Source organism: Pseudomonas frigoris (genome assembly GCF_047758635.1).
In the GTDB taxonomy this organism is placed as follows: domain Bacteria; phylum Pseudomonadota; class Gammaproteobacteria; order Pseudomonadales; family Pseudomonadaceae; genus Aquipseudomonas; species Aquipseudomonas frigoris.
Genome location: NZ_CP180479.1, coordinates 6360001 through 6384184 on the forward strand (window position 1 = coordinate 6360001; position 24184 = coordinate 6384184).

Annotated in this window: 25 protein-coding genes; 11 read left to right on the top strand and 14 right to left on the bottom strand. The window is 59.0% G+C overall.

Annotated features, from left to right (window positions below):
* The first annotated feature begins 72 nt into the window (after window positions 1-72).
* Window positions 73-1497, top strand: coding sequence for a peptidoglycan DD-metalloendopeptidase family protein (locus ACMXYH_RS29405; protein ID WP_415765721.1), 1425 nt, complete (start codon window positions 73-75; stop codon window positions 1495-1497).
* 3 nt (window positions 1498-1500) lie between these two features.
* A complete protein-coding gene (locus ACMXYH_RS29410) occupies window positions 1501-2592 on the top strand; it encodes an anhydro-N-acetylmuramic acid kinase (protein WP_415765722.1) in 1092 nt (363 codons plus the stop codon).
* A gap of 80 nt (window positions 2593-2672) precedes the next feature.
* Here ACMXYH_RS29410 and erpA read toward each other — a convergent pair whose 3' ends face one another.
* Window positions 2673-3023, bottom strand: a complete 351-nt coding sequence (erpA, locus tag ACMXYH_RS29415) for an iron-sulfur cluster insertion protein ErpA (protein WP_007947969.1) — start codon at window positions 3021-3023, stop codon at window positions 2673-2675.
* Between the two features lie 168 nt (window positions 3024-3191).
* Complete coding sequence (gene argC / locus ACMXYH_RS29420; RefSeq protein ID WP_415758939.1) at window positions 3192-4226, bottom strand: N-acetyl-gamma-glutamyl-phosphate reductase; 1035 nt, start codon at window positions 4224-4226, stop codon at window positions 3192-3194.
* A gap of 296 nt (window positions 4227-4522) precedes the next feature.
* Here argC and hemJ point away from each other — a divergent pair, with 296 nt between their 5' ends.
* From hemJ to coq7, 6 genes are all read left to right on the top strand, one after another.
* Entirely contained in the window at window positions 4523-4951 is a 429-nt protein-coding gene (hemJ, locus tag ACMXYH_RS29425; RefSeq protein WP_046052338.1) for a protoporphyrinogen oxidase HemJ, read from the top strand.
* A 33-nt stretch (window positions 4952-4984) separates the two neighbouring features.
* On the top strand, window positions 4985-5953 hold the full coding sequence (locus tag ACMXYH_RS29430; RefSeq protein ID WP_129440746.1) for an NAD(P)H-dependent flavin oxidoreductase: 969 nt from the start codon (window positions 4985-4987) through the stop codon (window positions 5951-5953).
* An 86-nt stretch (window positions 5954-6039) separates the two neighbouring features.
* On the top strand, window positions 6040-7005 hold the full coding sequence (locus ACMXYH_RS29435; protein ID WP_415765723.1) for a DUF805 domain-containing protein: 966 nt from the start codon (window positions 6040-6042) through the stop codon (window positions 7003-7005).
* 62 nt (window positions 7006-7067) lie between these two features.
* Window positions 7068-7856 carry an SDR family NAD(P)-dependent oxidoreductase gene (locus tag ACMXYH_RS29440; protein WP_129440742.1) on the top strand — a complete coding sequence of 263 codons (789 nt, stop codon included), beginning with the start codon at window positions 7068-7070 and terminating at the stop codon, window positions 7854-7856.
* 82 nt (window positions 7857-7938) lie between these two features.
* A complete protein-coding gene (locus ACMXYH_RS29445) occupies window positions 7939-8277 on the top strand; it encodes a histidine triad nucleotide-binding protein (protein WP_129440740.1) in 339 nt (112 codons plus the stop codon).
* Between the two features lie 177 nt (window positions 8278-8454).
* A complete protein-coding gene (gene coq7, locus ACMXYH_RS29450) occupies window positions 8455-9102 on the top strand; it encodes a 2-polyprenyl-3-methyl-6-methoxy-1,4-benzoquinone monooxygenase (RefSeq protein WP_129440738.1) in 648 nt (215 codons plus the stop codon).
* A gap of 145 nt (window positions 9103-9247) precedes the next feature.
* On the opposite strand, the gene speD is transcribed toward coq7, so the two are convergent.
* Together speD and ACMXYH_RS29460 are read right to left on the bottom strand one after the other, a co-directional pair.
* Window positions 9248-10042 carry an adenosylmethionine decarboxylase gene (gene speD / locus ACMXYH_RS29455; protein WP_129440736.1) on the bottom strand — a complete coding sequence of 265 codons (795 nt, stop codon included), beginning with the start codon at window positions 10040-10042 and terminating at the stop codon, window positions 9248-9250.
* 187 nt (window positions 10043-10229) lie between these two features.
* Entirely contained in the window at window positions 10230-10652 is a 423-nt protein-coding gene (locus tag ACMXYH_RS29460; protein WP_030130026.1) for an OsmC family protein, read from the bottom strand.
* Between the two features lie 231 nt (window positions 10653-10883).
* Here ACMXYH_RS29460 and crp point away from each other — a divergent pair, with 231 nt between their 5' ends.
* Complete coding sequence (crp, locus tag ACMXYH_RS29465) at window positions 10884-11528, top strand: cAMP-activated global transcriptional regulator CRP (protein WP_008147233.1); 645 nt, start codon at window positions 10884-10886, stop codon at window positions 11526-11528.
* Here crp and ACMXYH_RS29470 read toward each other — a convergent pair.
* From ACMXYH_RS29470 to ACMXYH_RS29485, 4 genes are all read right to left on the bottom strand, one after another.
* Window positions 11525-12226, bottom strand: a complete 702-nt coding sequence (locus ACMXYH_RS29470) for a lipoate--protein ligase family protein (protein ID WP_415765724.1) — start codon at window positions 12224-12226, stop codon at window positions 11525-11527. The two genes, crp and ACMXYH_RS29470, sit on opposite strands and share 4 nt — an antisense overlap.
* A 156-nt stretch (window positions 12227-12382) precedes the next feature.
* Entirely contained in the window at window positions 12383-13219 is an 837-nt protein-coding gene (gene trpC / locus ACMXYH_RS29475) for an indole-3-glycerol phosphate synthase TrpC (RefSeq protein WP_134104586.1), read from the bottom strand.
* Window positions 13216-14265, bottom strand: coding sequence for an anthranilate phosphoribosyltransferase (gene trpD, locus ACMXYH_RS29480; protein WP_415765726.1), 1050 nt, complete (start codon window positions 14263-14265; stop codon window positions 13216-13218). Before trpD ends, trpC begins: the two co-directional genes overlap by 4 nt.
* 9 nt (window positions 14266-14274) lie before the next feature.
* Window positions 14275-14868 carry an aminodeoxychorismate/anthranilate synthase component II gene (locus ACMXYH_RS29485; protein WP_033056198.1) on the bottom strand — a complete coding sequence of 198 codons (594 nt, stop codon included), beginning with the start codon at window positions 14866-14868 and terminating at the stop codon, window positions 14275-14277.
* A gap of 113 nt (window positions 14869-14981) precedes the next feature.
* Between ACMXYH_RS29485 and ACMXYH_RS29490 the strand changes: the two genes are divergently transcribed.
* Together ACMXYH_RS29490 and estP are read left to right on the top strand one after the other, a co-directional pair.
* Window positions 14982-15278, top strand: a complete 297-nt coding sequence (locus ACMXYH_RS29490; RefSeq protein ID WP_165353211.1) for a hypothetical protein — start codon at window positions 14982-14984, stop codon at window positions 15276-15278.
* Window positions 15275-17182 (top strand): esterase EstP, encoded by a 1908-nt coding sequence (gene estP, locus ACMXYH_RS29495; RefSeq protein ID WP_415765727.1) that lies wholly within the window; start codon window positions 15275-15277, stop codon window positions 17180-17182. The genes ACMXYH_RS29490 and estP overlap by 4 nt, the downstream gene beginning before the upstream one ends.
* A 118-nt stretch (window positions 17183-17300) precedes the next feature.
* Here the strand turns inward: estP and trpE are convergent, their stop codons facing one another.
* From trpE to ACMXYH_RS29525, 6 genes are all read right to left on the bottom strand, one after another.
* A complete protein-coding gene (gene trpE / locus ACMXYH_RS29500; protein ID WP_415765728.1) occupies window positions 17301-18782 on the bottom strand; it encodes an anthranilate synthase component I in 1482 nt (493 codons plus the stop codon).
* A 71-nt stretch (window positions 18783-18853) separates the two neighbouring features.
* Window positions 18854-19672 (bottom strand): phosphoglycolate phosphatase, encoded by an 819-nt coding sequence (locus tag ACMXYH_RS29505; protein ID WP_415765729.1) that lies wholly within the window; start codon window positions 19670-19672, stop codon window positions 18854-18856.
* Window positions 19669-20343, bottom strand: coding sequence for a ribulose-phosphate 3-epimerase (gene rpe / locus ACMXYH_RS29510; RefSeq protein ID WP_008027088.1), 675 nt, complete (start codon window positions 20341-20343; stop codon window positions 19669-19671). Before rpe ends, ACMXYH_RS29505 begins: the two co-directional genes overlap by 4 nt.
* 347 nt (window positions 20344-20690) lie before the next feature.
* Window positions 20691-21839, bottom strand: coding sequence for an iron-containing alcohol dehydrogenase (locus ACMXYH_RS29515; protein WP_415765730.1), 1149 nt, complete (start codon window positions 21837-21839; stop codon window positions 20691-20693).
* A 219-nt stretch (window positions 21840-22058) separates the two neighbouring features.
* Window positions 22059-22883 carry an ABC transporter permease gene (locus ACMXYH_RS29520; RefSeq protein WP_415765731.1) on the bottom strand — a complete coding sequence of 275 codons (825 nt, stop codon included), beginning with the start codon at window positions 22881-22883 and terminating at the stop codon, window positions 22059-22061.
* A gap of 12 nt (window positions 22884-22895) precedes the next feature.
* Window positions 22896-24143: an ABC transporter permease gene (locus ACMXYH_RS29525; RefSeq protein WP_129440718.1), complete on the bottom strand. Its 1248-nt coding sequence runs from the start codon at window positions 24141-24143 to the stop codon at window positions 22896-22898.
* Window positions 24144-24184 lie beyond the last annotated feature (41 nt).

Genomic DNA, 24184 nt, shown 5'->3' on the forward strand with positions numbered 1-24184 from the left:
TATACAGTTATTTCATCTTCATCATGTCATTCATCTTTTCCAATTCATCTTTTTCAAAGTCAAAAATTACCTATGACCAAAGAATCGTCTAAAGCGCCGCCGCTTTACCCGAAGACCCACCTGCTCGCAGCAAGTGGCATCGCCGCCCTTCTGAGCCTGGCGCTTCTGGTATTTCCTTCCAGTGATGTTGAAGCCAAAAAGACGACCCTGAGTCTTGAACTGGAAAGCCCTGCGGAACAACTGACACAAGATCAAGACGCTGCCGAGGCCGTCCAGGCCACAAATGAGCCAGCAGCTTCCCCTTTCGCTCAGATCGAAAACAGCGCCGAAGAACCCCAGGAAACCGCTCAGGCCGCGCCCGCGCCGGCGCCTGTGATCGAAGAAAAAAAGTCTCCAAACCACAGGGAAGTGATCGTTTCCAAAGGCGATACACTCTCCACACTGTTCGAGAAAGTCGGCCTTCCAGCAGCTTCAGTGCATGAGGTGCTGGCCAGTGACAAGCAGGCCAAGCAGTTCAGCCAACTCAAACACGGCCAGAAACTTGAATTCGAACTGAGCCCCGATGGCCAGCTGACCAATCTGCACAGCAAGGTCAGCGATGTCGAAAGCATCACCCTGACCAAGAATGACAAGGGTTATGCATTCAACCGCATTACCGCCAAGCCGACCGTGCGCTCTGCCTACGTTCATGGTGTGATCAACAGTTCGCTGTCGCAGTCCGCTACACGCGCCGGTTTGTCCCACAGCCTGACCATGGACATGGCCAGCGTGTTTGGCTATGACGTCGACTTCGCCCAGGATATTCGCCAGGGTGATGAGTTCGATGTCATCTACGAACAAAAAGTCGTCAACGGCAAGGCCGTCGGCAATGGCCCAATCCTTTCCGCTCGCTTCACTAACCGCGGCAAGACCTACACCGCCGTGCGTTACACCAATAAACAAGGCAACAGCAGCTACTACACTGCTGACGGCAACAGCATGCGCAAGGCGTTTATCCGTACCCCGGTAGACTTCGCCCGTATCAGCTCGAAATTCTCGATGGGCCGCAAGCACCCGATCCTGAACAAGATCCGCGCTCACAAAGGCGTCGACTATGCAGCGCCGCGTGGCACTCCAATCAAGGCAGCCGGTGACGGCAAAGTGTTGTTGGCCGGTCGCCGTGGCGGCTACGGCAATACCGTGATCATCCAGCACGGCAACACCTACCGTACGCTTTACGGCCACATGCAGGGCTTTGCCAAAGGCGTGCAGACTGGCAGTAGCGTCAAACAAGGCCAGGTGATCGGCTACATCGGCACCACCGGACTTTCCACCGGACCGCATTTGCATTACGAGTTCCAGGTCAATGGCGTGCACGTCGACCCACTAGGCCAAAAGGTAGCGATGGCAGATCCGATCTCCAAGGCGGAACGCGCACGCTTCCTCGCGCAGAGCCAACCGCTGATGGCGCGCATGGATCAAGAAAAATCCACGCAGCTAGCTTCGAGCAAGCGCTAAGCCATGACGCTCTATATAGGTGTGATGTCCGGGACCAGCCTCGATGGCCTGGACATTGCGCTGGTCGAGCTGGCCCCGGCGATCAAACTGATCGCCACGCACTACACCCCAATGCCTGACTCCCTGCGCACCGAGCTGCTTGGCTTGTGCGCCAGCGGCCCGGACGAGATTGCCCGCTCCGCCATCGCTCAGCAAAACTGGGTGAAATTGGCAGCACAAGGCATTCATACCCTCCTCGACCAACAAAACTTGAAACCCGAAGACATTCGCGCGATTGGCAGCCACGGCCAGACCATTCGCCACGAACCGGCGCGCGGCTTCACCGTGCAGATCGGCAATCCTGCCCTTCTGACCGAGTTGACCAGCATCACCGTGGTCAGCGACTTCCGCAGCCGCGATGTTGCGGCTGGCGGACAAGGCGCCCCACTGGTCCCAGCCTTTCACGAAGCGTTGTTTGAAGAGCGCGCAGGCAATCGCGCGGTATTGAACGTTGGCGGTTTCAGCAACCTCAGCCTGATTGAACCTGGCAAGCCTGTTGCGGGTTTCGACTGTGGCCCGGGCAATGTCTTGCTGGATGCGTGGATTCACCAGCAACACGGCGACAACTTTGATCGCGATGGCCAATGGGCTGCCAGCGGCAAGGTCGAACCGGATCTGCTGAACGAACTGCTGAGTGATCCATTTTTCGTGACCAAAGGCCCAAAGAGCACCGGCCGCGAAGTGTTCAACCTGCCATGGCTGACACAGCATCTATCGAAACTGTCGACCTTCGCCGCCGAAGACGTGCAGGCAACCCTGCTCGAACTGACAGCCCTGACCATCGTCGAGTCACTGCAAAGCGCTCAATCAGATACCCAGGAACTGTTGGTCTGCGGCGGCGGCGCCCACAACGTCACGCTGATGAGCCGCTTGGCCAGCTTGCTGCCGAACACCAAGGTCAGCAGCACCGCGGCTTACGGTGTAGACCCCGACTGGGTCGAAGCCATGGCCTTCGCCTGGCTGGCCCATTGCTGCCTTGAAGGCATCGCTGCCAATCGCCCTAGCGTCACCGGCGCCCGTGGCCTGCGCGTACTCGGCGCCATTTACCCTGCCTGACTAGCCATACCGAATCCCAGACAACAAAACGCCGCAGAGCCCTGAGGCCATGCGGCGCTTGGTGATGCGGTAGATTACGATCAGATCGAGAACGAAGAGCCGCAGCCACACGTGGTGCTGGCGTTCGGATTCTTGATCACGAAGCGCGAACCTTCCAGACCTTCCTGATAATCCACCTCGGCACCTGCCAGGTACTGGAAGCTCATCGGATCAACGACCAGACTCACCCCTTCGCGCTCGACAATGGTGTCGTCATCGGCCACTTCCTCATCGAAGGTGAAGCCGTACTGAAAACCTGAACAACCGCCGCCCGTAACGAATACGCGCAGCTTCAAGCGATCATTCCCCTCTTCATCGACCAGGCTCTTCACCTTGTGCGCGGCACCGTGGGTGAATTGCAAAGCCGTGGGGGTGAAGGATTCGACGCTCATGCTAACTATCTCCCGGCGTTACGCCGCCATAATGCGTGATGACGCGCATTATCCGCTTCTCCTAGAAAATCGGTCAACTATTGTTACGGTATATCAATAAACCCGATTGCCGGCTCGAAATGCAAAAAGGCCCGTCAGACGGGCCTTTTTGCTGAGCGGGCTAAAGCCTTACGGCAACATGCCAGCGTGAGACAAGCCCAGGCGCTCATCCAGCCCGAACAGGATGTTCATGTTCTGCACCGCCTGCCCCGACGCGCCTTTGACCAGGTTGTCGATCACCGACAACACCACCACCAGGTCACCATCCTGTGGACGATGCACCGCAATGCGGCAAACGTTGGCACCGCGCACGCTGCGGGTTTCCGGATGGCTGCCAGCGGGCATGACATCGACGAACGGTTCGTTGGCATAACGCTTTTCAAACAGCGCCTGCAGATCCACCGAGCGATCCACGACCGTCGCGTAGAGCGTCGAGTGGATGCCTCGAATCATTGGCGTCAGGTGCGGAACGAAAGTCAGACCGACGTCCTTGCCCGCTGCGCGACGCAGGCCCTGGCGGATTTCCGGCAGGTGACGGTGACCTTTTACGGCGTAAGCCTTCATGCTTTCCGACGTCTCGGAGTACAGCGAACCTACAGACGCGCCACGACCGGCACCACTGACACCGGATTTGCAGTCGGCGATCAAACGGGTGGTGTCGGCCAGGCCGGCTTCAAGCAATGGCAGGAAACCCAATTGCGTAGCAGTCGGGTAGCAACCCGGCACAGCGATCAGGCGAGCCTGCTTGATTTGCTCGCGATTGACTTCCGGCAAACCGTAAACCGCCTCTTCCAGCAGCTCCGGCGCGCCGTGCGGCTGACCGTACCACTTGGCCCACTCATCAGCGTCTTGCAGACGGAAGTCCGCCGACAGGTCAATGACCTTGGTACCGGCAGCCAACAGTTCACCCGCCAGTGCATGAGCCACACCATGAGGCGTGGCGAAGAACACCACGTCGCAAGCGCCCAGCGTCTTGATGTCCGGAACGCTGAACGCCAGACCGTCGTAATGACCGCGCAGGTTCGGATACATATCAGCCACGGCCAGACCGGCCTCGGATCGGGAAGTGATGACTGCCACTTCAGCTTGCGGGTGCTGCGCCAACAGACGCAGCAGTTCGACACCGGTGTAACCCGTGCCGCCGACGATACCGACCTTGACCATAAACCTGCCCTCAACGAACCCACTGGAAAGCCGTCGATAATAGGGGCCGCGCGGCTCTGCGACAACCGTCAAGGTGACGTGTGGCGGCTCACGTGTCCCGTCTGGGGCATAACGTTCAACTTTTGGCGAGTGGCTTTTGTGGCCAGACAAGGCGCCGCGACGAGTCATAGCGCGCTATGGCGAGGAGCGGCGACGCAGTATGGACGCAAAAGCCGCTGTCAAAATTGAACAGTTATGTCCCAGACGGGACACTTTCTCTACTATTCGGGCTACCGTGAACCTGGGAATAACTAAAAATGCTTTATCTGTGGCTCAAAGCGCTTCACATCATCAGCATGGTCTGCTGGTTTGCCGGCCTGTTCTATCTGCCGCGCCTGTTTGTCTATCATGCCCAAAGCGAGGACACCGTCAGCAAGGAACGCTTCAGCATCATGGAGCGCAAGCTGTACCGCGGCATCATGGGGCCGGCGATGATCGCCACCTTGATTTTCGGCATCGCACTGATCGGCCTGAACCCAAGCATATTCAGTCAAGGTGCGTGGATTCACGCCAAGTTGACCCTTGTGGTGATCCTGATCGGCTACCACCACATGTGTGGCGCCCAGGTGAAACGCTTTGCCCGTGGCGAGAACACCCGCAGTCATGTCTTTTATCGCTGGTTCAATGAAGTGCCGGTTCTGATATTGCTGGCCATTGTAATTCTGGTCGTCGTTCGGCCGTTCTAACTCCAACAAGCACAACTCACCGGGGTACTTCCAATGTCGCTGCCCGCTCTGCTCGAACAACGCCTGCGTCTGCCTGTGGTGGCAGCGCCAATGTTCCTGATCTCCAACCCACAACTGGTGCTCGCCTGCTGCCGTAATGGCGTGGTGGGCAGCTTTCCTGCGCTGAACCAGCGCGAGAGCAGCGGCTTCAAGGCCTGGCTGGAAGAGATCGAAGCAGGGTTGGCGACACTGGAGAATCCGGCGCCTTATGCGGTGAACCTGATCGTCCACAACAGCAACCCGCGACTGCAAGCGGACCTGGCGATCTGCATCGAGCACAAAGTGCCGATTGTGATCACCAGCCTCGGAGCTGTGAAAGAACTGGTCGATGCAGTGCACAGCTATGGCGGTCTGGTGTTCCATGACGTGACGACTCGTCGCCACGCAGAGAAAGCCGCCGAGGCCGGGGTCGACGGTTTGATCGCCGTGGCAGCGGGCGCCGGTGGACACGCCGGAACCTGGAGCCCGTTCTCGCTGATTGCCGAGATCCGCCAATTCTTCGACAAGACCCTGCTGCTGGCCGGTTGCCTGAACCACGGCCACGAGATTCTCGCGGCACAACTGCTCGGTGCGGATCTGGCCTACTTCGGAACGCGATTTATCGGCACCACCGAAAGTCATGCGCCTGACGCCTATAAAGAGATGCTGCTGACTTCCAGAGCCGCGGACATCGTCCATACTCCAGCGGTGTCGGGAGTACCGGCGAGCTTTATGCGTCAGAGCCTTGAGGCTGCGGGTTTCGACATGGCAGCGCTGCAAGGCAAGGGCCAGGTAGACTTCGGCTCCAAACTCAAGCCCATTAACGATGAAGCCAAAGCTTGGAAAACCGTCTGGTCCGCGGGCCAGGGTGTCGGCGAGATCGATGACCTGCCGAGTGTCGATCAATTGGTCGCTCGCCTTGATGCCGAGTACCGCAAAGCGCTGGAACTGGCGGCAGCGCTGCCCAAGCGCTGGCCACGCTGACAGTAAAACTTGGCCAGCCCATTCCGGCTGGCCTTACACTCCACACGCAATACCCCCTGAAACACTCGCGACAAGGATGCCTCGCAATGAGCGAAAACCGTTTCAAGATCGTGTTCGACGGCGCTCTGCTGCCGGGTGTTGACGTCACTACCGCCAAACTCAATCTCGCCGAGTTGTTCAAAAGCGATGTGGCTGCCATCGAGCGGCTGTTCAGTGGCAAGCCGGTCGCACTCAAACGCGACCTGTCACAGGTCGATGCGCAGACTTATCTCCGGGCACTGACCAAAACCGGTATCGATGCCCGGATCGAATCCGAACCCTCGATCGAGCTGAACCTGTCTGACGTTCATGAACACGCCCCTGCCGTCGCGGCAGATCCCGAATCCCCTTACGCACCACCCCAGGCTACCGTTGGCGAAGCCTTGCCTGCGTTTTCCACACTCAAGCCGTTCAGCTTCGAGGGTCGGATCGGTCGCTTGCGTTATCTGGCCTGGACGATGTCGCTGACGCTGGTGACCCTTAGCGTTGGCTCTTTGCTTGCTGTTTTCGCCTTGGCCCTCATCAGTACGGACTCGACCGCTGGCCTGATTCTCGGTGGCTTGCTGGCCTTTATTCTCTTCGTGGCGCTCGCGTTCGTCAGCATTCAGTTCAGTGTCCAGCGCCTGCATGATGTTGGCTGGTCTGGCTGGCTCTGGCTGCTGACCCTCGTACCGTTCGTGGGCAGCATCTTTCCGTTCGTGATGGTGATTGCGCCGGGTAATAACACCGCCAATCGATACGGTGCGCCACCACCGCCCAACAGCACCGCGGTCAAGGTCCTGTCTTCACTATGGCTGGTGTTTATCGCGATCCTGTTCATCGGCGGACTGACCGGTGGCCTTACTACCATTCAGAGCGAATACGAAAGCGCCACCCAGAGCAGCTATGAAAGTGACTCCGTGACCACCGAAGAGATCGAAGATCAAACCGCCGCGGAAGCAGAGCCAGCGCCAAATTCAGCCGACGATGCAGCCGAAGAAGCCCAGCCCCCTGTAGACTCTGCGAAAGAATGAACAGCGCTCCCCGTCCGTGACACCTGCGTCGCCGGCGCGGAGCTGTTGCGAAGGAGAAATGCATGACCCGTTACGCTCTGATCACTGGCGCTTCCAGCGGCATCGGCCTGGCGATGGCCGAAGCGCTGGCCCGGCGCGGCCGCAGCCTGATTCTGGTGGCCCGTCAGCGTGATCAGCTGGAAAGTATTGCGATTGAACTGACTCAACGTTTTGGCGTGGAAGTGCTGTTCCGAGCCTGTGACCTCGGCGAGCCGCTACGGCTGTCCGGTTTTCTGCTGGAGCTGGAGGAAGGTGACCGGCAGATCGATTTGCTGGTCAACTGCGCCGGCATCGGCACCTGCGGCCCTTTTCTGGCTCAGGACTGGATGACCGAGCAGGACCTGATCGAAGTGAACATCCTCGCGCTCACTCGCCTATGTCACGCGATCGGCAACAGCATGGCGCTGCAGGGCGGCGGGCAAATTTTGAATGTCGCCTCGGTGGCGGCGTTCCATCCGGGCCCGTGGATGAGTACTTACTACGCCAGCAAGGCTTATGTGCTGCACTTTTCCGAAGGGTTGCGCGTCGAACTGAAAAAATGCGCGGTCAAGGTCTCGGTGCTCTGCCCCGGCCCTACCCGTACGGCGTTTTTCCGCACCGCGCAATTGGACGCTGGCAAGCTGATCGACAGCAAAATGCTGATGAGCCCCGAGGAAGTCGCGCTCTATACCGTGCGGGCACTGGAGAAAAATCGCGCCATCATTATTCCGGGTCGATGCAACCGCTGGCGCGCCTTCCTGCCGCGGCTCGGCTCGCGCTGGCTGACCCGGACAATCGCCGGTATGGTCAACAAGGCTTACTGCCCGCGCTGATCGCCCCCTCAAGGTAAAAGGCTGGGCTCGGGCATAACCCATGGTTACACTCAGGCCAGCCCAAACAACGGAGAAAACAGCTGTGGATACTCTGTTCACCAAGATCATCAACCGGGAAATCCCGGCCAAGATCATTTACGAGGACGACCAGGTACTGGCCTTCCACGACATCGCCCCACAGGCACCGGTGCATTTTCTGGTGATCCCGAAAAAAGCGGTGCGCACGCTTAACGACCTGACCGAGGACGACAAGGCATTGGCGGGGCATCTTCTGTTCACCGCCCAGCGTCTGGCCCTGGAGCTGGGTTGCGAAGAGGGCTTCCGCGTGGTCATGAATTGCAATCCACTGGGTGGGCAGACCGTCTATCACATTCATATGCATGTATTGGGTCAGCGCCAGATGCATTGGCCGCCGGGCTGATTCATAACCCGCCCTTGTAGGAGTACGGCTTGCCGGCGATGGCGTCATTGAGATCGCCATCGCCGGCAAGCCGTGCTCCTACAGGTTTGGTGATGCCCCCACCGGAAATGACCCAGCGCAAACCTTCCCCGGCCGATTGGGTTAAACTGGCCGCCGAGATTCTTCCCGGAGGTCAGCATGACTACCCAACGTCACTACTCGCCGATTGACCGCCTTCTGCTGCAAGCCGATGCCGCGATGCGTACCTTGTTGCCCTTCAGTGGTCAGCCGTACCGCCCTTCGCCCGCTATCGTTCAGCCGGATGCGCAAATGAGCGACGAAGACACCCGGCACGTCGCCGGCCTGATGCGCATCAACCATACCGGCGAAGTCTGTGCCCAGGCGCTGTATCAGGGTCAGGCCCTGACCGCCAAGCTGCCGCAAGTGCGCGCCGCCATGGAGCATGCCGCCGAAGAAGAAATCGACCACCTGGTCTGGTGCGAACAACGCATAAAACAGTTGGGCAGCCATACCAGCATTCTTAATCCGCTGTTCTACGGCATGTCGTTCGGGATTGGCGCGGTGGCCGGGTTGATCAGCGATAAAGTCAGCCTGGGTTTCGTTGCTGCCACCGAGCATCAGGTCTGCAAACACCTCAACGAACACCTTGAGCAACTGCCGGCCGAGGACGAAAAGTCCCGGGCGATCCTCGAGCAGATGCGCATTGATGAAGAACACCACGCCGAAAGCGCGCTGGAGGCTGGAGGTTTGCGCTTCCCGGCACCGGTGAAGTTCGGCATGAGCCTGATGGCCAAGGTCATGACCAAGAGTACTTACCGGATCTGACCTCAGGGGCTTTCGTAGGAGCAAGGCTTACCCGCGATGGCGATCTCAAGGACGCAATCGCGGGCAAGCCTTGCTCCTACAAGGGATACTCGCAATAAAAAAGGCGACTGCCGTGAGGGAGTCGCCTTTTTTGTGCTCGAAAATCTTAGCTCGGCATGTTGCGCGCGTAGAAGATTTCCAGCATTTCGTGTTTAACACGCTCGGTCACCTGGGCACGCTGCTCAGAAGACAGGTTGCTGGTAGCGTCGCCGAACAGGTAGTTATCCAGTTCGAAGTTCTTCAGCAGCATTTTGGTGTGGAACAGGTTTTCCTGGTACACGTTCACGTCGGTCATCTGGTACGCGTCGCGGGTGTCTTCGGAAAGGTAGTTCTGAATCGAGTTGATCTCGTGGTCGATGAAGTGCTTTTTGCCTTCTACGTCACGGGTGAAGCCGCGCACACGATAATCCACGGTCACGATGTCCGAATCGAACTGGTGAATCAGGAAGTTGAGCGCCTTGAGCGGTGAAATGACGCCACAGGTCGACACATCAATGTCCACACGGAATGTCGCGATGCCATCGTCCGGATGGATTTCCGGGTAGGTGTGCACCGTGATGTGGCTCTTGTCGAGGTGGGCCAGGATAATTTCAGGCAGCGGGCCCGGGGACTCTTCGATCTGACTGTCGGTCGGGGTCACCGGCTCTTCGGAGATCAGAATCGTGACACTGGCGCCCTGGGGTTCATAGTCCTGACTGGCAATGTTCAGGATGTTGGCGCCAATGATATCGACAACTTCTGTGAGGATCTGCGTCAGGCGCTTCGCGTTGTACTCTTTATTGATATACTCGACGTAAGCCTGTTGGTCTTGCGGGGTTTCCGCGTAGCAGATGTCATAGATGTTGAAGCTCAAGGTCTTTGTCAGGTTATTGAACCCGTGGAGCTTGAGTTTGCTTTTCACCGTTAGACACTCTCTATGTATTGCGGCCCGGCCGCATGATCAAGCATGCCCGTCAGATGCGAACGACACACCTGCGTAGGACGGTTAACACCTCTTCGCGATGGCGATTTTGGTTGTCTGTTCGGGTGCAGACGCGAGCTTCAGATCGCCAGAGTCTGCACTGCCTTTATGATAGTTGAATGTCGATTCAACCGAGTTCGATGATCTCGTAGTCATGGGTAATGACCACGCCAGCCGCGCCCAGCATGATCGACGCCGAGCAATACTTCTCGGCAGAAAGCTCGATGGCGCGTTTGACCTGGGCTTCTTTCAAGCCGCGGCCCTTGACCACGAAGTGCATGTGGATCTTGGTGAAAACCTTCGGATCTTCGGTGGCGCGCTCGGCTTCGAGGAAGGCTTCGCAGCTTTCAACGGCCTGACGAGACTTCTTGAGGATGCTGACCACGTCGAAATTGCTGCAACCGCCAACACCCAGCAGGAGCATTTCCATCGGCCGGACGCCCAGGTTGCGACCGCCGGCATCGGGCGGACCGTCCATGACCACGACATGACCGCTGCCGGATTCGCCGAGGAACATGGCTTCGCCAGCCCATTGGATGCGTGCCTTCATCGCCAAGACTCCACTGTATAAAAAAGGGTCGCCAGCTTAGCACAGAGGCCTTGATTGACGGCGTCTCGCCTTCCTACGACGCAAGCCGCTGCGCTGTAGGTAAATTCTCGAATATTGCAGGAAGTGTCTGTTAAGCTGGCGCCAATTCACTGGCGCATAGCCAGCTTTGTAGCAACCTCAGCGACTCATAAGAAAACCAAACACACCGTGAAGTCTTTTCGGGATACAACCATGGTTGCTATTACCCCAACACCCAAAATCAAGAACCTCGACAAGCTGTTGATGCACTGCCAGCGCCGTCGTTATGCGGCCAAAAGCAACATCATTTGTGCCGGTGATCGCTCGGACACGCTGTTCTTCATCATCAAGGGTTCCGTCACCATCCTGATCGAGGATGACGACGGCCGCGAAATGATCATCGCCTACCTGAACTCCGGAGACTTTTTCGGCGAGTTGGGCCTGTTCGAACAGGCCGGCCTGGAACAGGAACGCAGCGCCTGGGTGCGCGCCAAGATCGAGTGCGAAGTCGCCGAGATCAGCTACGCGAAATTCCGCGAGCTGTCCCAACAGGATCCAGACATTCTTTACGTGCTCAGCGGACAAATCGCACAGCGCCTGCGCAACACCACCCGCAAAGTAGGTGACCTTGCATTCTTCGACGTTACCGGCCGCGTCGCACGCTGCCTCTTGGAGCTGTGCAAGCAGCCAGATGCAATGACCCATCCCGATGGCATGCAGATCAAGGTGACCCGTCAGGAGATCGGGCGGATTGTCGGTTGTTCACGTGAGATGGTCGGTCGCGTACTCAAGGACCTGGAAGAACGCAACCTGGTGGACGTCAAAGGCAAGACCATGGTGGTCTTCGGTACGCGCTAAACCCTGAACATGTCTGCCAGCAACTGGCGGTACAACGTGTCGAGTCGCCCCAACGCATCAGGTGCTGCATATTTTTCATGAAGAGCAATGTGGCTCTCGGCGCGAACTCGCTGCTCCAGGCCACAGGCTTCATTGAAACGGTTAACCGCCGCAACCATCGACTCACGCTCGTTATCGAGCAACAAAGCACCGTGTACCAACCCTACCGGACGCGTACCGCCCTTGCTCTGGCGCCAGCGTTGAGCCGTGCCGACCATCTTGCGACCATCAAGGTTGACGTTGAAACGTCCATCGCAGAACGCCCCCTCTATTTCACCCAAAGACGAAACGCCGCCCAGTTCATCGAGTAACTGACAAATCGGATCGCAAAGCCGGCGATAACCGGTTTCAATGCGGTTCTGGTCGCCCTCGCTACGCGGTGGCGCGTAGACCAGCGCGATGTTGATCGTTGAAGCCGATTGCGGCACCGGTTCACCGCCGGTCTCACGCAACAACACCGGCCATCCTGCCGCTGCCGCCACTTCGCACGCGGCCTCGAACCCAGGCAGACGATTCAACCGTCGCGGCATGACCAATGCGCGGTCGTTAGGTTGCCAGAACAGCAGGCCAAACTCCGAATCGCCGGTGCACACATGGGCCAACAGGTCCTGTTCGGCGAACAGGCCGGCTTCGACGGGCAGAGCGATAGGTGAGGTCATCAGGTAATCCATAGGACGTTCAATCTGCTGTGCATCTCATACCGTCTTCGCGAGCAAGCCCGCTCCCACATTGGATCGGCGTTGTCTGAATGGACGCGGACTAATGTGGGAGCGGGCTTGCTCGCGAAGGGAGCGCCGCGGTTTGTCTATTTGTACTCAGTCGAGTGTAGAACCGCTCACCGCGATACCACGCTCAGGAAAGAACAGACGCTGCAGTTCGGTGCCCGGGCTTTCGGCGCGCATAAACGCTTCGCCAACCAGGAACGCGTACACATCGCTGATTTCCATCAGCTCGACATCGGCCCGGTTGAGAATGCCACTTTCGGTGATCACCAAGCGATCACGCGGGATACGCGGCAACAGATCGAGCGTGGTTTCCAGATTGACTTCGAAGGTGTGCAGGTTGCGGTTGTTTACGCCGACCAACGGAGTGTCGAGGGTTTTCAAGGCTCGCTCCAGCTCGTCGCCATCGTGAACTTCCACCAGCACATCGAGGCCGACACTTTTGGCCACGGCAGCCAGCTCGGCCATTTTCACGTCATCCAGTGCGGAGACGATCAATAGCACGCAGTCGGCGCCCAACGCTCGGGCTTCGACGATCTGGTACGGATCGATCATGAAGTCCTTGCGGATCACCGGCAGTTTGCACGCCGCCCGCGCCTGTTGCAGATACGCATCGGCGCCCTGGAAGTAATCGATATCGGTGAGCACTGACAGACAGGTCGCGCCGCCCTTCTCGTAACTCTTGGCGATGTCGGCGGGAACGAAGTTCTCGCGGATAACGCCTTTGCTCGGTGAAGCTTTCTTGATTTCTGCAATGACCGCTGGCTGCTTGAGCTTGGCCTGAGCCAACAATGCCTTGGCAAAACCACGGGGTGCATCGGCCGCCTTGGCCAGACTTTCCAGCTCCGCCAGGCTTACGCGAGCGCTACGCTCGGCGACTTCCTGGACTTTACGGGCCAGAATGTTTTCCAGAACCGTCGGTACACTCATCCCTCATTCTCCACTTTGAATACCGCGGTAAATGCACCCAACTCCTCCAGTTTTTCCCGAGCGAGGCCTGTGTGCAGCGCATCGTGCGCCAGGGCAACGCCTTCTTTCAAACTGCTGGCATGGTCGGCGGCGTACAGCGCGGCACCGGCATTGAGAATAATCATTTCCGCGGCTTTCTGACCGTTCTCGGTCTTGCGCTTGCCCAGGGCATCGCGAATCAGCTCCAGCGAGGCCGCCGGGCTATCCACTGCCAGACCGTGCAGGCTCTGGCTTTTCATGCCCAGGTCTTCTGGCTCGACCCAATACTCGGTGATCTGGTCATCCTTCAATTCCGCCACGAAGGTTGGCGCCGCCAGACTGAACTCGTCCAGGCCATCCTTCGAGTGAACCACCAGCACGTGCTTGCTGCCCATACGCTGCAAGACTTCAGCCAGCGGCCGGCACAACGCCTGATTGAACACGCCCACCACCTGGTGCTTCACGCCGGCCGGATTCGTAAGCGGGCCAAGCATGTTGAACAGCGTGCGCAAGCCCAGCTCCCGGCGCGGGCCGGCGGCGTGCTTCATGGCGCTGTGATGGGTCTGGGCGAACATGAAACCGATGCCGACGTTGTCGATGCAGCGTGCTACCTGAACCGGCGTCAGGTTCAGGTAGATACCCGCCGCCTCCAGCAGATCGGCGCTGCCGCTTTTGCCCGAGACCGCACGGTTACCGTGCTTGGCCACCGTGCAACCGGCCGCCGCCACCACGAACGAGGAAGCGGTCGAGACGTTAAAAATGTTCGCGCCATCGCCACCGGTGCCGACCACATCGACGACGCCGTCGAGAGTCTTGAGCTCGACCTTGTCCGCCAGCTCGCGCATGACCGACACGGCGCCGACGATTTCGTCGATGCTTTCACTCTTCATGCGCATGGCCATCATGAACGCGCCGATCTGCGCATCCGTGCATTGACCGGTCATGATTTCGCGCATGACATCGCGCATCTCATCGGTGCTGAGGTCGAGCTGTTCGACGATACGGCTCAGGGCTGTCTTGATATTCATGAAAAGTCCTTAGCGCGTGCCGCCGGTTTGTTTGAGGAAATTAGCGAACAGCTCGTGGCCCTGTTCGGTGAGGATCGACTCAGGGTGAAACTGGACGCCCTCGATGTTCAGTGTCTTGTGGCGCAGGCCCATGATCTCGTCGACCGAGCCGTCTTCAAGCTGAGTCCAGGCGGTCAGCTCCAGGCAATCGGGCAGGGTTTCACGTTTGACGATCAGTGAATGATAGCGGGTGACCGTCAGCGGATGGTTCAGGCCTTCGAAAACGCCCTTGTCCTCGTGGAACACCGGGCTGGTTTTGCCGTGCATGACCTGACGGGCGCGCACCACATCGCCGCCAAAGGCCTGGCCGATGGACTGATGACCCAGGCAGACGCCCAGAATCGGCAATTTACCGCCAAAATGTTTGATCACATCAATCGACACGCCGGCTTCATTCGGCGTGCAAGGGCCGGGCGAAACGACGATCCGCTCCGGGTTGAGGGCTTCGATTTCGGCAATGGTGAGCTCATCGTTGCGCACGACTTTGACCTGGGAGCCGAGCTCACCAAGGTATTGCACAACGTTGTAAGTAAAAGAGTCGTAGTTATCGATCATCAGCAACATGGCGTTATGAACCTCTTGAATTTACTGACTTTGAATACAGCCTTCGAATGATTTACCCGCAGCGTCCTGCGCTTTGTCAGTCGCTGGAGTCGCGCTGCAAAGCGGTTTGTCTTATGGGTAAAGAAGGCAAAGCGGTAAAGATCCGGCCGGGCCGGCAGAAGGATTCAGGCGCGCCAACGCCAACGGGCGTGTGCCTTGATGACTTGATCCAGAAGTTTGCTGACGATCAACACGGGGAAGGTCTCATTTATACGTCTCGGCACAGTAACTTAGCTGGGCAGAGCGTGCAATATGGGGCGATGGAAGCTCTTGAAACAATTGACGGGTTCGCGCCGAACGGCAACAGGCTCTATAGTTTTTGGCACTGTCGTTTTGCTCACTACAACAATAACAAACGGACTTGCTCATGATCAGACAGACGTTGGCTGTACCGCTTGCCGGGTGCTTGCTCGCCACGGCCTGCACCCAGGCGATCGCAGCGCCCAACCCTTATTCGAATTTCATCGTCTTCGGCGATAGCCTCAACGATGCCGGGCAGTTTACCGACACGGGCGGCCCTCCCGGCTCTACCCTGCGCTTCACCAACCGGACCGGGCCGGTTTACCAGGACGGCAGCGGCGAAGCTTACTCCGCCAACTCGACCCAACTGCTGGGTGGAAGGCTCGGGTTTTCACCGGACCAGACGGCCGCTTCAACCTCGGCGGCGCGTGCGAACCAGGGCCTGCCGGACGGTAATAACTGGGCCGTTGGCGGATATCGCACCGACCAGATCCTCACCTCGATCACCAGCGTATCCGCCACGGGTGAACGCACACGCTCGGGCTATCTGCCGACAAACAACTTCAGCGCCGATCCGAATGCGCTGTATTACATTTCCGGGGGTGGTAACGATTTTCTTCAGGGACGTGTACAAAGTGGCGCTCAGGCGAATGCCGCTGCGGATCGACTGGCCAACAGCGTCCAGGTTCTGCAAACCGCCGGCGCCCGGTACATTATGGTCTGGCTGTTGCCCGACCTGGGTTTGACGCCCGCCATCAATGGCACGCCCCAGCAGACACCCACCTCACTACTGAGCTCTGCCTTCAACCGGCAACTGGTCACCCGTCTCGCGGGGATCGATGCCGAAATCATCCCGTTGAACATTCCGCTGCTGTTGCAGGAAACCTTCGCCGATCCGGCTCGATTCGGTTTTGCTACAGGCCAGAACCTGACGGCGACTTGCTTCAGCGGTAACAGCTGCACCGAAAACCCTACGTATGGCATCAACAGTGCCACCCCGGACCCCAGCAAGCTGATTTATAACGATGGGGTTCATCCGACCGAAGCCGGGCAGAAACTGATTTCCGACTACGCCTACTCCCTACTGGCTGCGCCGTGGGAGCTGACGTTGTTGCCGGAAATGGCCCACGCTACCTTGCGTGCGCACCAGGATGAACTGCGCAGCCAATGGCAATCGGACTGGGAGAACTGGCAGGCGGTCGGCCAATGGCGCGCGATTGTCGCCGGTGGCGGCCAGCATCTGGATGTCGATAGCCAAAGCAGCGGCGCCAGCGCTGATGGCAGCGGTTACAACCTGAACATCGGCGGCAGCTATCGTCTCAATGACGCCTGGCGCGTCGGTGTGGCGGCGGGTTTCTATCGTCAGAACCTGGAAGCAGGCAATAACGACTCGGACTACAAACTCAACAGCTACCTGGCCACCGCCTTCGCCCAGTTCCAGCAGAATCGCTGGTGGGCCGATGCCGCGTTGACCGGCGGCAAGCTGGATTACGACAACCTCAAACGCAAATTCGATCTGGGTGCCAGCGAAGGAGCGGAAAAAGGCGATACCGATGGCTATCTGTGGGCCTTCAGCACACGGGTTGGCTACGACATTGCGCAACCGGGCAGCGAGTGGCACTTGTCGCCCTTCATCAGCGCCGATTACGCAAAAGTGGAAGTCGACGGCTATTCGGAAAACAGCACTCGTTCCACGGCGCTGACCTTTGATGATCAGACTCGCGATTCAAAACGTTTGGGCGCCGGTCTGCAGGGTAAGTATCAGATCACCGCGCAGACTCAAGTGTTCGGCGAATACGCGTATGAGCGTGAATACGAGGATGACACTCAGAAAGTAAACATCGCGCTCAACAGCCTGCCGTCCCTGGACTTCAAACTGGACGGCTATACACCGCAAAGCCACTTGAATCGCGTGAGCCTGGGGGTCAGCCACAAGTTGACGGCCGATCTGGCGCTGCGTGGCGGATACACGTTCCGCAAGGATGATGACTTTACCCAGCAAGGCATCAATGTGGGGGTCAGTCTGGATTTCTGATAACCGACTAGACCTGTGGGAGCGGGCTTGCTCGCGAAGGCGGCATTCCATTCAACATTTGAGGTGAATGACACTCCGCTTTCGCGAGCAAGCCCGCTCCCACAGGTTTTGCGTGAACTCAGCTTGCCGGTGTTTGTTCGGCAAGGGCCACCGCACGGAACATCGCGCGGCGCTTATTCAGGGTTTCTTCCCATTCCAGCGCCGGCACCGAGTCGGCAACGATGCCTCCACCGGCCTGCACGTGCAGTTCGCCGTTCTTGATCACCGCGGTGCGGATCGCGATCGCGGTGTCCATGTTGCCGTTCCAGGCGAAGTATCCAACGGCGCCGCCGTAGACACCACGCTTGACCGGTTCCAGTTCGTCGATGATTTCCATCGCGCGAATCTTCGGTGCGCCAGACAAGGTGCCCGCCGGCAGAATCGCCCGCAGTGCGTCCATCGCTGTCAGCCCGGCCTTCAATTGACCGGTGACGTTGGACACGATGTGCATCACGTTGGAATAACGCTCGATCACCATTTTTTCGGTGAGTTTCACCGAACCGATTTCCGAGACCCGACCGGTGTCGTTACGGCCCAGGTCGATCAGCATCAAGTGCTCGGCAATTTCCTTGTCGTCGGACAGCAGGTCTTTTTCCAGCTCCAAGTCCGCCTCTTCGTTGGCCCCGCGTGGGCGAGTGCCGGCGATCGGGCGCACGGTGATCAGGTTGTCTTCGACCCGCACCAGCACTTCCGGCGAACTGCCGACGACGTGGAAGTCGCCGAAGTTGAAGAAGTACATGTAAGGCGTCGGGTTGAAGCAACGCAGCGCCCGGTACAGATCGATCGGCGCAGCCTTGAAGTCGATCGACATGCGCTGGGACGGCACGACTTGCATGCAGTCACCGGCCAGGATGTATTCCTTGATGGTGTCGACGGCTTTTTCGTAATCGTCCTGGGTGAAGCTCGAACGAAATACCGGATCAGCAGACTGTTGCTTGCTGAAATCCAGGCCACGGCGCGGGGTAATCGGCTGACGGAGTTTTTCCAGCAGCTCTTCCAGACGCGCCTGACCTTGTTCGAAAGCATCGTCTTGCGCGGGATCGGCCAGGACAATCGCATGCATCTTGCCGGCGAGGTTGTCGAATACCACTACCGCGTCAGAAACCATCAGCAGAATGTCCGGCACGCCCAACGGATCCGGGTTCGGGCACTTGCCCAGACGCTTCTCCACATAGCGCACGCAGTCGTAACCGAAGTAACCCACCAGACCGCCATTGAAGCGCGGCAGGCCAGGGATGGTCGGCACGTTGTAGCGAGCTTTGAAGGCTTCGACGAAGGCCAGCGGATCTTCAGCCTCATGACTTTCGATCTCGACGCCGTCATGGGTCACGCTGATGTGATGGTCATGAACCCGCAGCACGGTGCGGCACGGCAGTCCGATGATCGAGTAACGGCCCCACTTCTCGCCGCCCTGCACCGATTCCAGCAGGTAGGAGTTGGGCTCGTCGGCCAGCTTCAGGTAGATCGACAACGGCGTGTCGAAGTCGGCCAGGGTTTCGCAGGCAAGCGGGATGCGGTTGTAGCCGGCAGCGGCCAAACGCAGGAATTCTTCGCGGATCATGGGGTAGCCTCTTGGCTTGAGGGTCTAACAGTCAGGTATGCAAACGCGCCGGTATGCCGGCCAGGAACAAGTCAGGCGCGCCAACGCCAGCGGGCCAGGGCCTTGATGACTTTCATCCAGAGTTTGCGAGTGACCACCACGATGGGGTTTCCAGAAGGGGGTTGAACAGCGTCGGGCAACGTTATCTCAGCGGCCGGATCCAGGCAACCGGGAATTAACTTGCGCAGATCGTCGATCACCAGCGCCGGCGACTCTTCGGCAATCGGCCGGCCGTGGTTATAGCCATAACTGAGCGCCACGCATTTGACCCCCGCCGCTTTCGCCGCCAGCACGTCGCTACGCGAATCGCCGACGAACAAGGATTGCGACGCCGGGATGTTGGTCATTTTCATCACGAAAAACAGCGCTGCCGGGTCTGGCTTTTTCTGAGGCAGGGTGTCGCCGCCGATGATCAAGCGGAAGTAACGACCGATTTTCATCTGATCCAGCAGCGGTGCGACGAAGCGCTCCGGCTTGTTGGTGATCAGCGCCATCTCGACACCCTGCTTGTGCAGCCATTTCAGGGTGTCGCGCACGCCGGGGTAAACCACCGTCAGCTCGTGACCGTCCTCGTAAAAGCCGTTGAACAGCTCCAGGGCATGCTCGGCCTCGACCTCATCGACACCCTCGGCGTCGATGTGGTTGGCCAAGGCCCGGCGTACCAGCGTGTGCACGCCGTTGCCCACCCAATCACGCACCGATTCGATGCCGGCAGGTTGACGCCCGAGTTTGAGCAGCATGTTATCCACAGCCGCTGCGAGGTCGGGGACCGAATCGACCAGAGTGCCATCCAGATCGAACATCACCAGCCGCGGCAGAGACCCCGGGAACAGCTGCTCAAAGCCACTCATGGGCGGGCCAGCGCCAGTTCGGAGCGCATCTTTTCAATCACCTCTTGGTAGTTCGGCGCATTGAAGATCGCCGAGCCGGCGACGAAGGTGTCAGCGCCAGCAGCGGCGATTTCACGAATGTTATTCACGTTCACGCCGCCGTCGATTTCCAGGCGGATGTCACGGCCGGAAGCATCGATCAGTGCCCGCGCTTCACGCAGCTTGTCGAGGGTGCCGGGGATGAACTTCTGCCCGCCGAAGCCCGGGTTGACGCTCATCAGCAGGATCATGTCGACCTTGTCCATCACGTACTTGAGCACGTCCAGCGGGGTCGCCGGGTTGAACACCAGGCCCGACTTGCAGCCACCTTCGCGGATCAGTTGCAGGGAGCGGTCGACGTGCTGCGAGGCTTCCGGGTGAAAAGTGATGTAGGTCGCGCCGGCTTCGATGAAGTCACCGACGATGCGGTCCACCGGGCTGACCATCAGATGCGCGTCGATCGGCGCGGTCACGCCGTACTTGCGCAGTGCGGCACACACCATCGGGCCGATGGTCAGGTTCGGCACGTAGTGGTTGTCCATGACGTCGAAGTGCACGAAGTCGGCGCCAGCGGCCAGGACGTTGTCCACTTCTTCACCCAGGCGGGCGAAGTCGGCGGAGAGAATCGACGGAGCAATTACGAAGGGCTGCATGACGCACCTTTTTTGAGCAGAATCACGATGGCGCGCATTGTATACCTCATGCTTTGACCCGCGCACCGTGGCCGCGATGATTGGGCCTGCCATCCATTATTTTCTGTGTCGCGTTGTCGTCTGAAAGCGGGCCAGGCAAGGCGCAGTCCGCCGGTAATGGTTGTTCCCTTGCCAAGGACTGCAACGCAGCCTGGCCCGCTTTCAGACACAACCCGAAGGGCCGGGCCTGCTGTTGCGCAGGGCTGCGTTGCTCGGTGCTTATTTGGAATGACCAAACCACGCTCCTCGCGCCTTGCCCTGCGCAACAGCAGACCCGGCGCGGCACAGAAAATAATGGATGGCAGGCCCTAGTAAGCCGCTCGGTAGATCTTCTCGATATCGACGGCACTCAATTTGCGCGGATTGTTGCGCATCAGGCGCTCAATTCCCGCCGCTTCGACGGCCATGGCCGGGATGGCGTCTTCGGGAACGCCGAAGCTGCGCAGGCCCGGCGGGATTTCCACCGCAGCGCACAACTCGGTCATTGCCTCTACGGCCTTGTCCGCCGCGTCATTGGCGCTCAGATGAGCGGTCTTCACCCCCATGGCCTCGGCGATATCTTGCATGCGCTCCACGCAGGCCATTTTGTTCCAGGTCATGACATACGGCAGCAGCAAGGCGTTGCTGACGCCATGGGCAATGTTGAAACGGCCGCCCAGCGGATACGCCAGCGCGTGCACCGCGCCGACCCCGGCATTACCAAACGCCATGCCGGCCATCAGGCTGGCGGTAGCCATGTCTTCGCGGGCCTGGAGATTGGACGGATTGGCGTAAGCCTTGGGCAGCGCCTTGGCGATGAGCTTGATGGCGCCGATGGCCAGCGCGTCGGTAATCGGTGAGGCGTTCAATGACAGATAGGATTCGATGGCGTGCACCAGTGCATCGACGCCACTGGCGGCAGTGACACTGCGTGGACAGGTCAGGGTCATTTGCGGGCTGACCAGCGCCACGTCCGGTAATAGATAGTCGCTGACGATGCCTTTCTTCAGCTGCGCGACCTTGTCGGAGAGGATCGCCACGTTAGTAACTTCCGAGCCGGTGCCCGCGGTGGTCGGAATGGCGATCAGCGGCGGGCCTTTGCGCGGCACTTGATCGATGCCGAACAGATCCTCCAGCGCCCCGTGATAACCGGCGTAGGCCGCGACACTTTTAGCGATGTCGATGGCACTGCCGCCGCCCAGGCCGATCAGTCCGTCGTGCCCGCCTTCGCGGTAGACCCGCATGCAGTCTTCGACGATGGCGATTTCCGGGTCTGGCAGCACACGGTCGAAAATTTCGTAGGCTCTATCGCCCAGCTGCGCCAGCGCCAGCTCGACCGTGCCGGACTTGACCAGTGCGGCGTCGGTGACGATCAGCGGGTTGTCGATGTCCAGGCGTGTCAGTTCAGCCGCCAGTTGCTCGATGGCACCGGCGCCGGTGATCAGTTTGTGAGCGATTTTGAAAGAGGAAAGACTCATGGGCGCAGCCTCTTATAGATAGGGGAGCTGGGCACAAGAGTAGCTGGGGATTGGGGTTTGTCTGCTATTCAGGCCATGAATGACCAAACATCTCGAATACCACACAAAACCCCTGTAGGAGCTGTCGAGTGAAACGAGGCTGCGATCTTGTGATCTTAAGGAAATCAAGATCAAAAGATCGCAGCCTCGTTTCACTCGACAGCTCCTACAGGGATCGGGTCAGACCTGTGAAGTGCGCAGTTTTTCGCTACGGCCGCGCAGCCACTCGAGGGTCAGCAGCAGGATCACCGAGAAGGCAATCAACAGCGTTGCAGCCGCCGCGATGGTCGGGCTGAGGTTTTCGCGGATGCCGCTGAACATCTGCCGTGGCAGGGTCGCTTGTTCAGGACCGGCGAGGAACAGCGTCACCACCACTTCATCGAACGAAGTGGCGAAGGCAAACAGCGCACCGGAAATCACGCCAGGCGCAATCAGCGGCAAGGTCACTCGACGGAACGCCGTCAGCGGCGAAGCACCCAGGCTCGCAGCAGCACGCACCAGATTCTGATTGAACCCCTGCAACGTCGCCGACACCGTGATGATCACAAACGGCACACCCAATACGGCGTGCACGACGATCAGCGAGATATAGCTGTTGCCAAATCCCAGCGGGGCAAAGGTCAGGTAACTGGCCACACCAATGATCACTACCGGTACCACCATCGGCGAAATCACCAGCGCCATCACCAGCGGCTTGCCGGGGAAGTCGCCCCGCGTCAGGCCGATGGCCGCCAGCGTACCGAAGATCATCGCCAACACCGTCGCCGCCGGAGCAACGATGATGCTGTTCTTCAGCGAACGCATCCACTCGGCCGAAGCGAAGAAATCCTGGTACCAGTGCAGCGAAAAGCCTTGCAACGGGTACACCAGAAAACTCCCGGAGTTGAACGACAGCGGAATAATCACCAGCACCGGCAGAATCAGGAACAACAGAACCAGCCCGCAGAGAATGCGCAAACTGTAGAACCACACCCGCTCAATGGGCGACATATAAGGACTCAGCATTTCGTTCTCCCCTTAGCTCAGGCGCAGGCGACTGGCGCCCACCAGCCAGCTGTAAATCAGATAAAGCACCACGGTCGCCAACAGCAGCAGCCCACCGAGTGCGGTCGCCATGCCCCAGTTGATGCTGGTGTTGGTGTAGAAGGCGACGAAGTAACTGACCATCTGATCGTTCGGGCTGCCCAGCAAGGCCGGGGTGATGTAGTAGCCGATGGCGAGGATGAACACCAACAGGCAACCGGCGCCGACACCGGCATAGGTCTGCGGGAAGTACACCCGCCAGAAACTGGCGAACGGGTGGCAGCCGAGAGAAATCGCGGCCCGCATGTAAGTCGGCGAGATGCCTTTCATCACGCTGTAGATCGGCAGAATCATGAACGGCAGCAGGATGTGCACCATGGAGATGTAAACCCCGGTGCGGTTGAACACCAGCTCCAGCGGTTTATCGATGATGCCCATCGCCATGAGGCCGCTGTTGATCAAGCCACCCGATTGCAGCAACACGATCCACGCGGCGACCCGCACCAGGATCGAGGTCCAGAACGGCAGCAGCACCAGAATCATCAGCAAGTTGCTTTGCCGTGACGGCAGGTTCGCCAACAGGTAGGCCAACGGATACGCCAGCAGCAGGCAGATCACGGTGATCACCAGCCCCATCCAGAACGTCCGGGCAAAGATGTCGAGGTAGATTGCCTGATCGGGCGTGGCCGGGGCGATTTCGCCGAGGTCGTCGATACGGTGATCGACTGCCGCCAGCAAGTAATAAGGCGTGATGCTGCTGGTGTTGCGGCGCACGGCTTGCCAGTAGGCCGGGTCGCCCCAGCGCTCGTCGAGACCTTCCAGCGCTTCTTTATAGGAGGCCGGTTCGGTGGCGAACGGTAAGGCACGTGCGGTTTTGGTCAGCAGGCTGCGGTAGCCGGCCAACTCCATGTTCAAGCGCTTGGACAAATCGCCCAGGGTCTGATTCTTGCGGGCTTCAGCGAGATCTTCGCTGGCCGCCTTGTAAACCGGTTCAGCGGGCAGGCCTCGGCCATCCCAACTGGCGATAGCCGCCACGGTGCGCGGCATGCCGCCGACCACTTCCGGGTTACCGACGCTTTTGTAGAGCAGCGCCACGATGGGCACCAGAAACACCAGCAACAGAAACAACACCAATGGCGCGATCAAGGCTTGTGCTTTCCAGCGGTTGATCCGCTCGGCGTGCTTGAGCCGCTGCTTCAAGGTGGGGTCAGTGCCCGCGTTCAGGGGAATGGCGGTGGCCATGGCGTACTCCGGAAATCTTTGATCGTTGCAGAGGCATACAA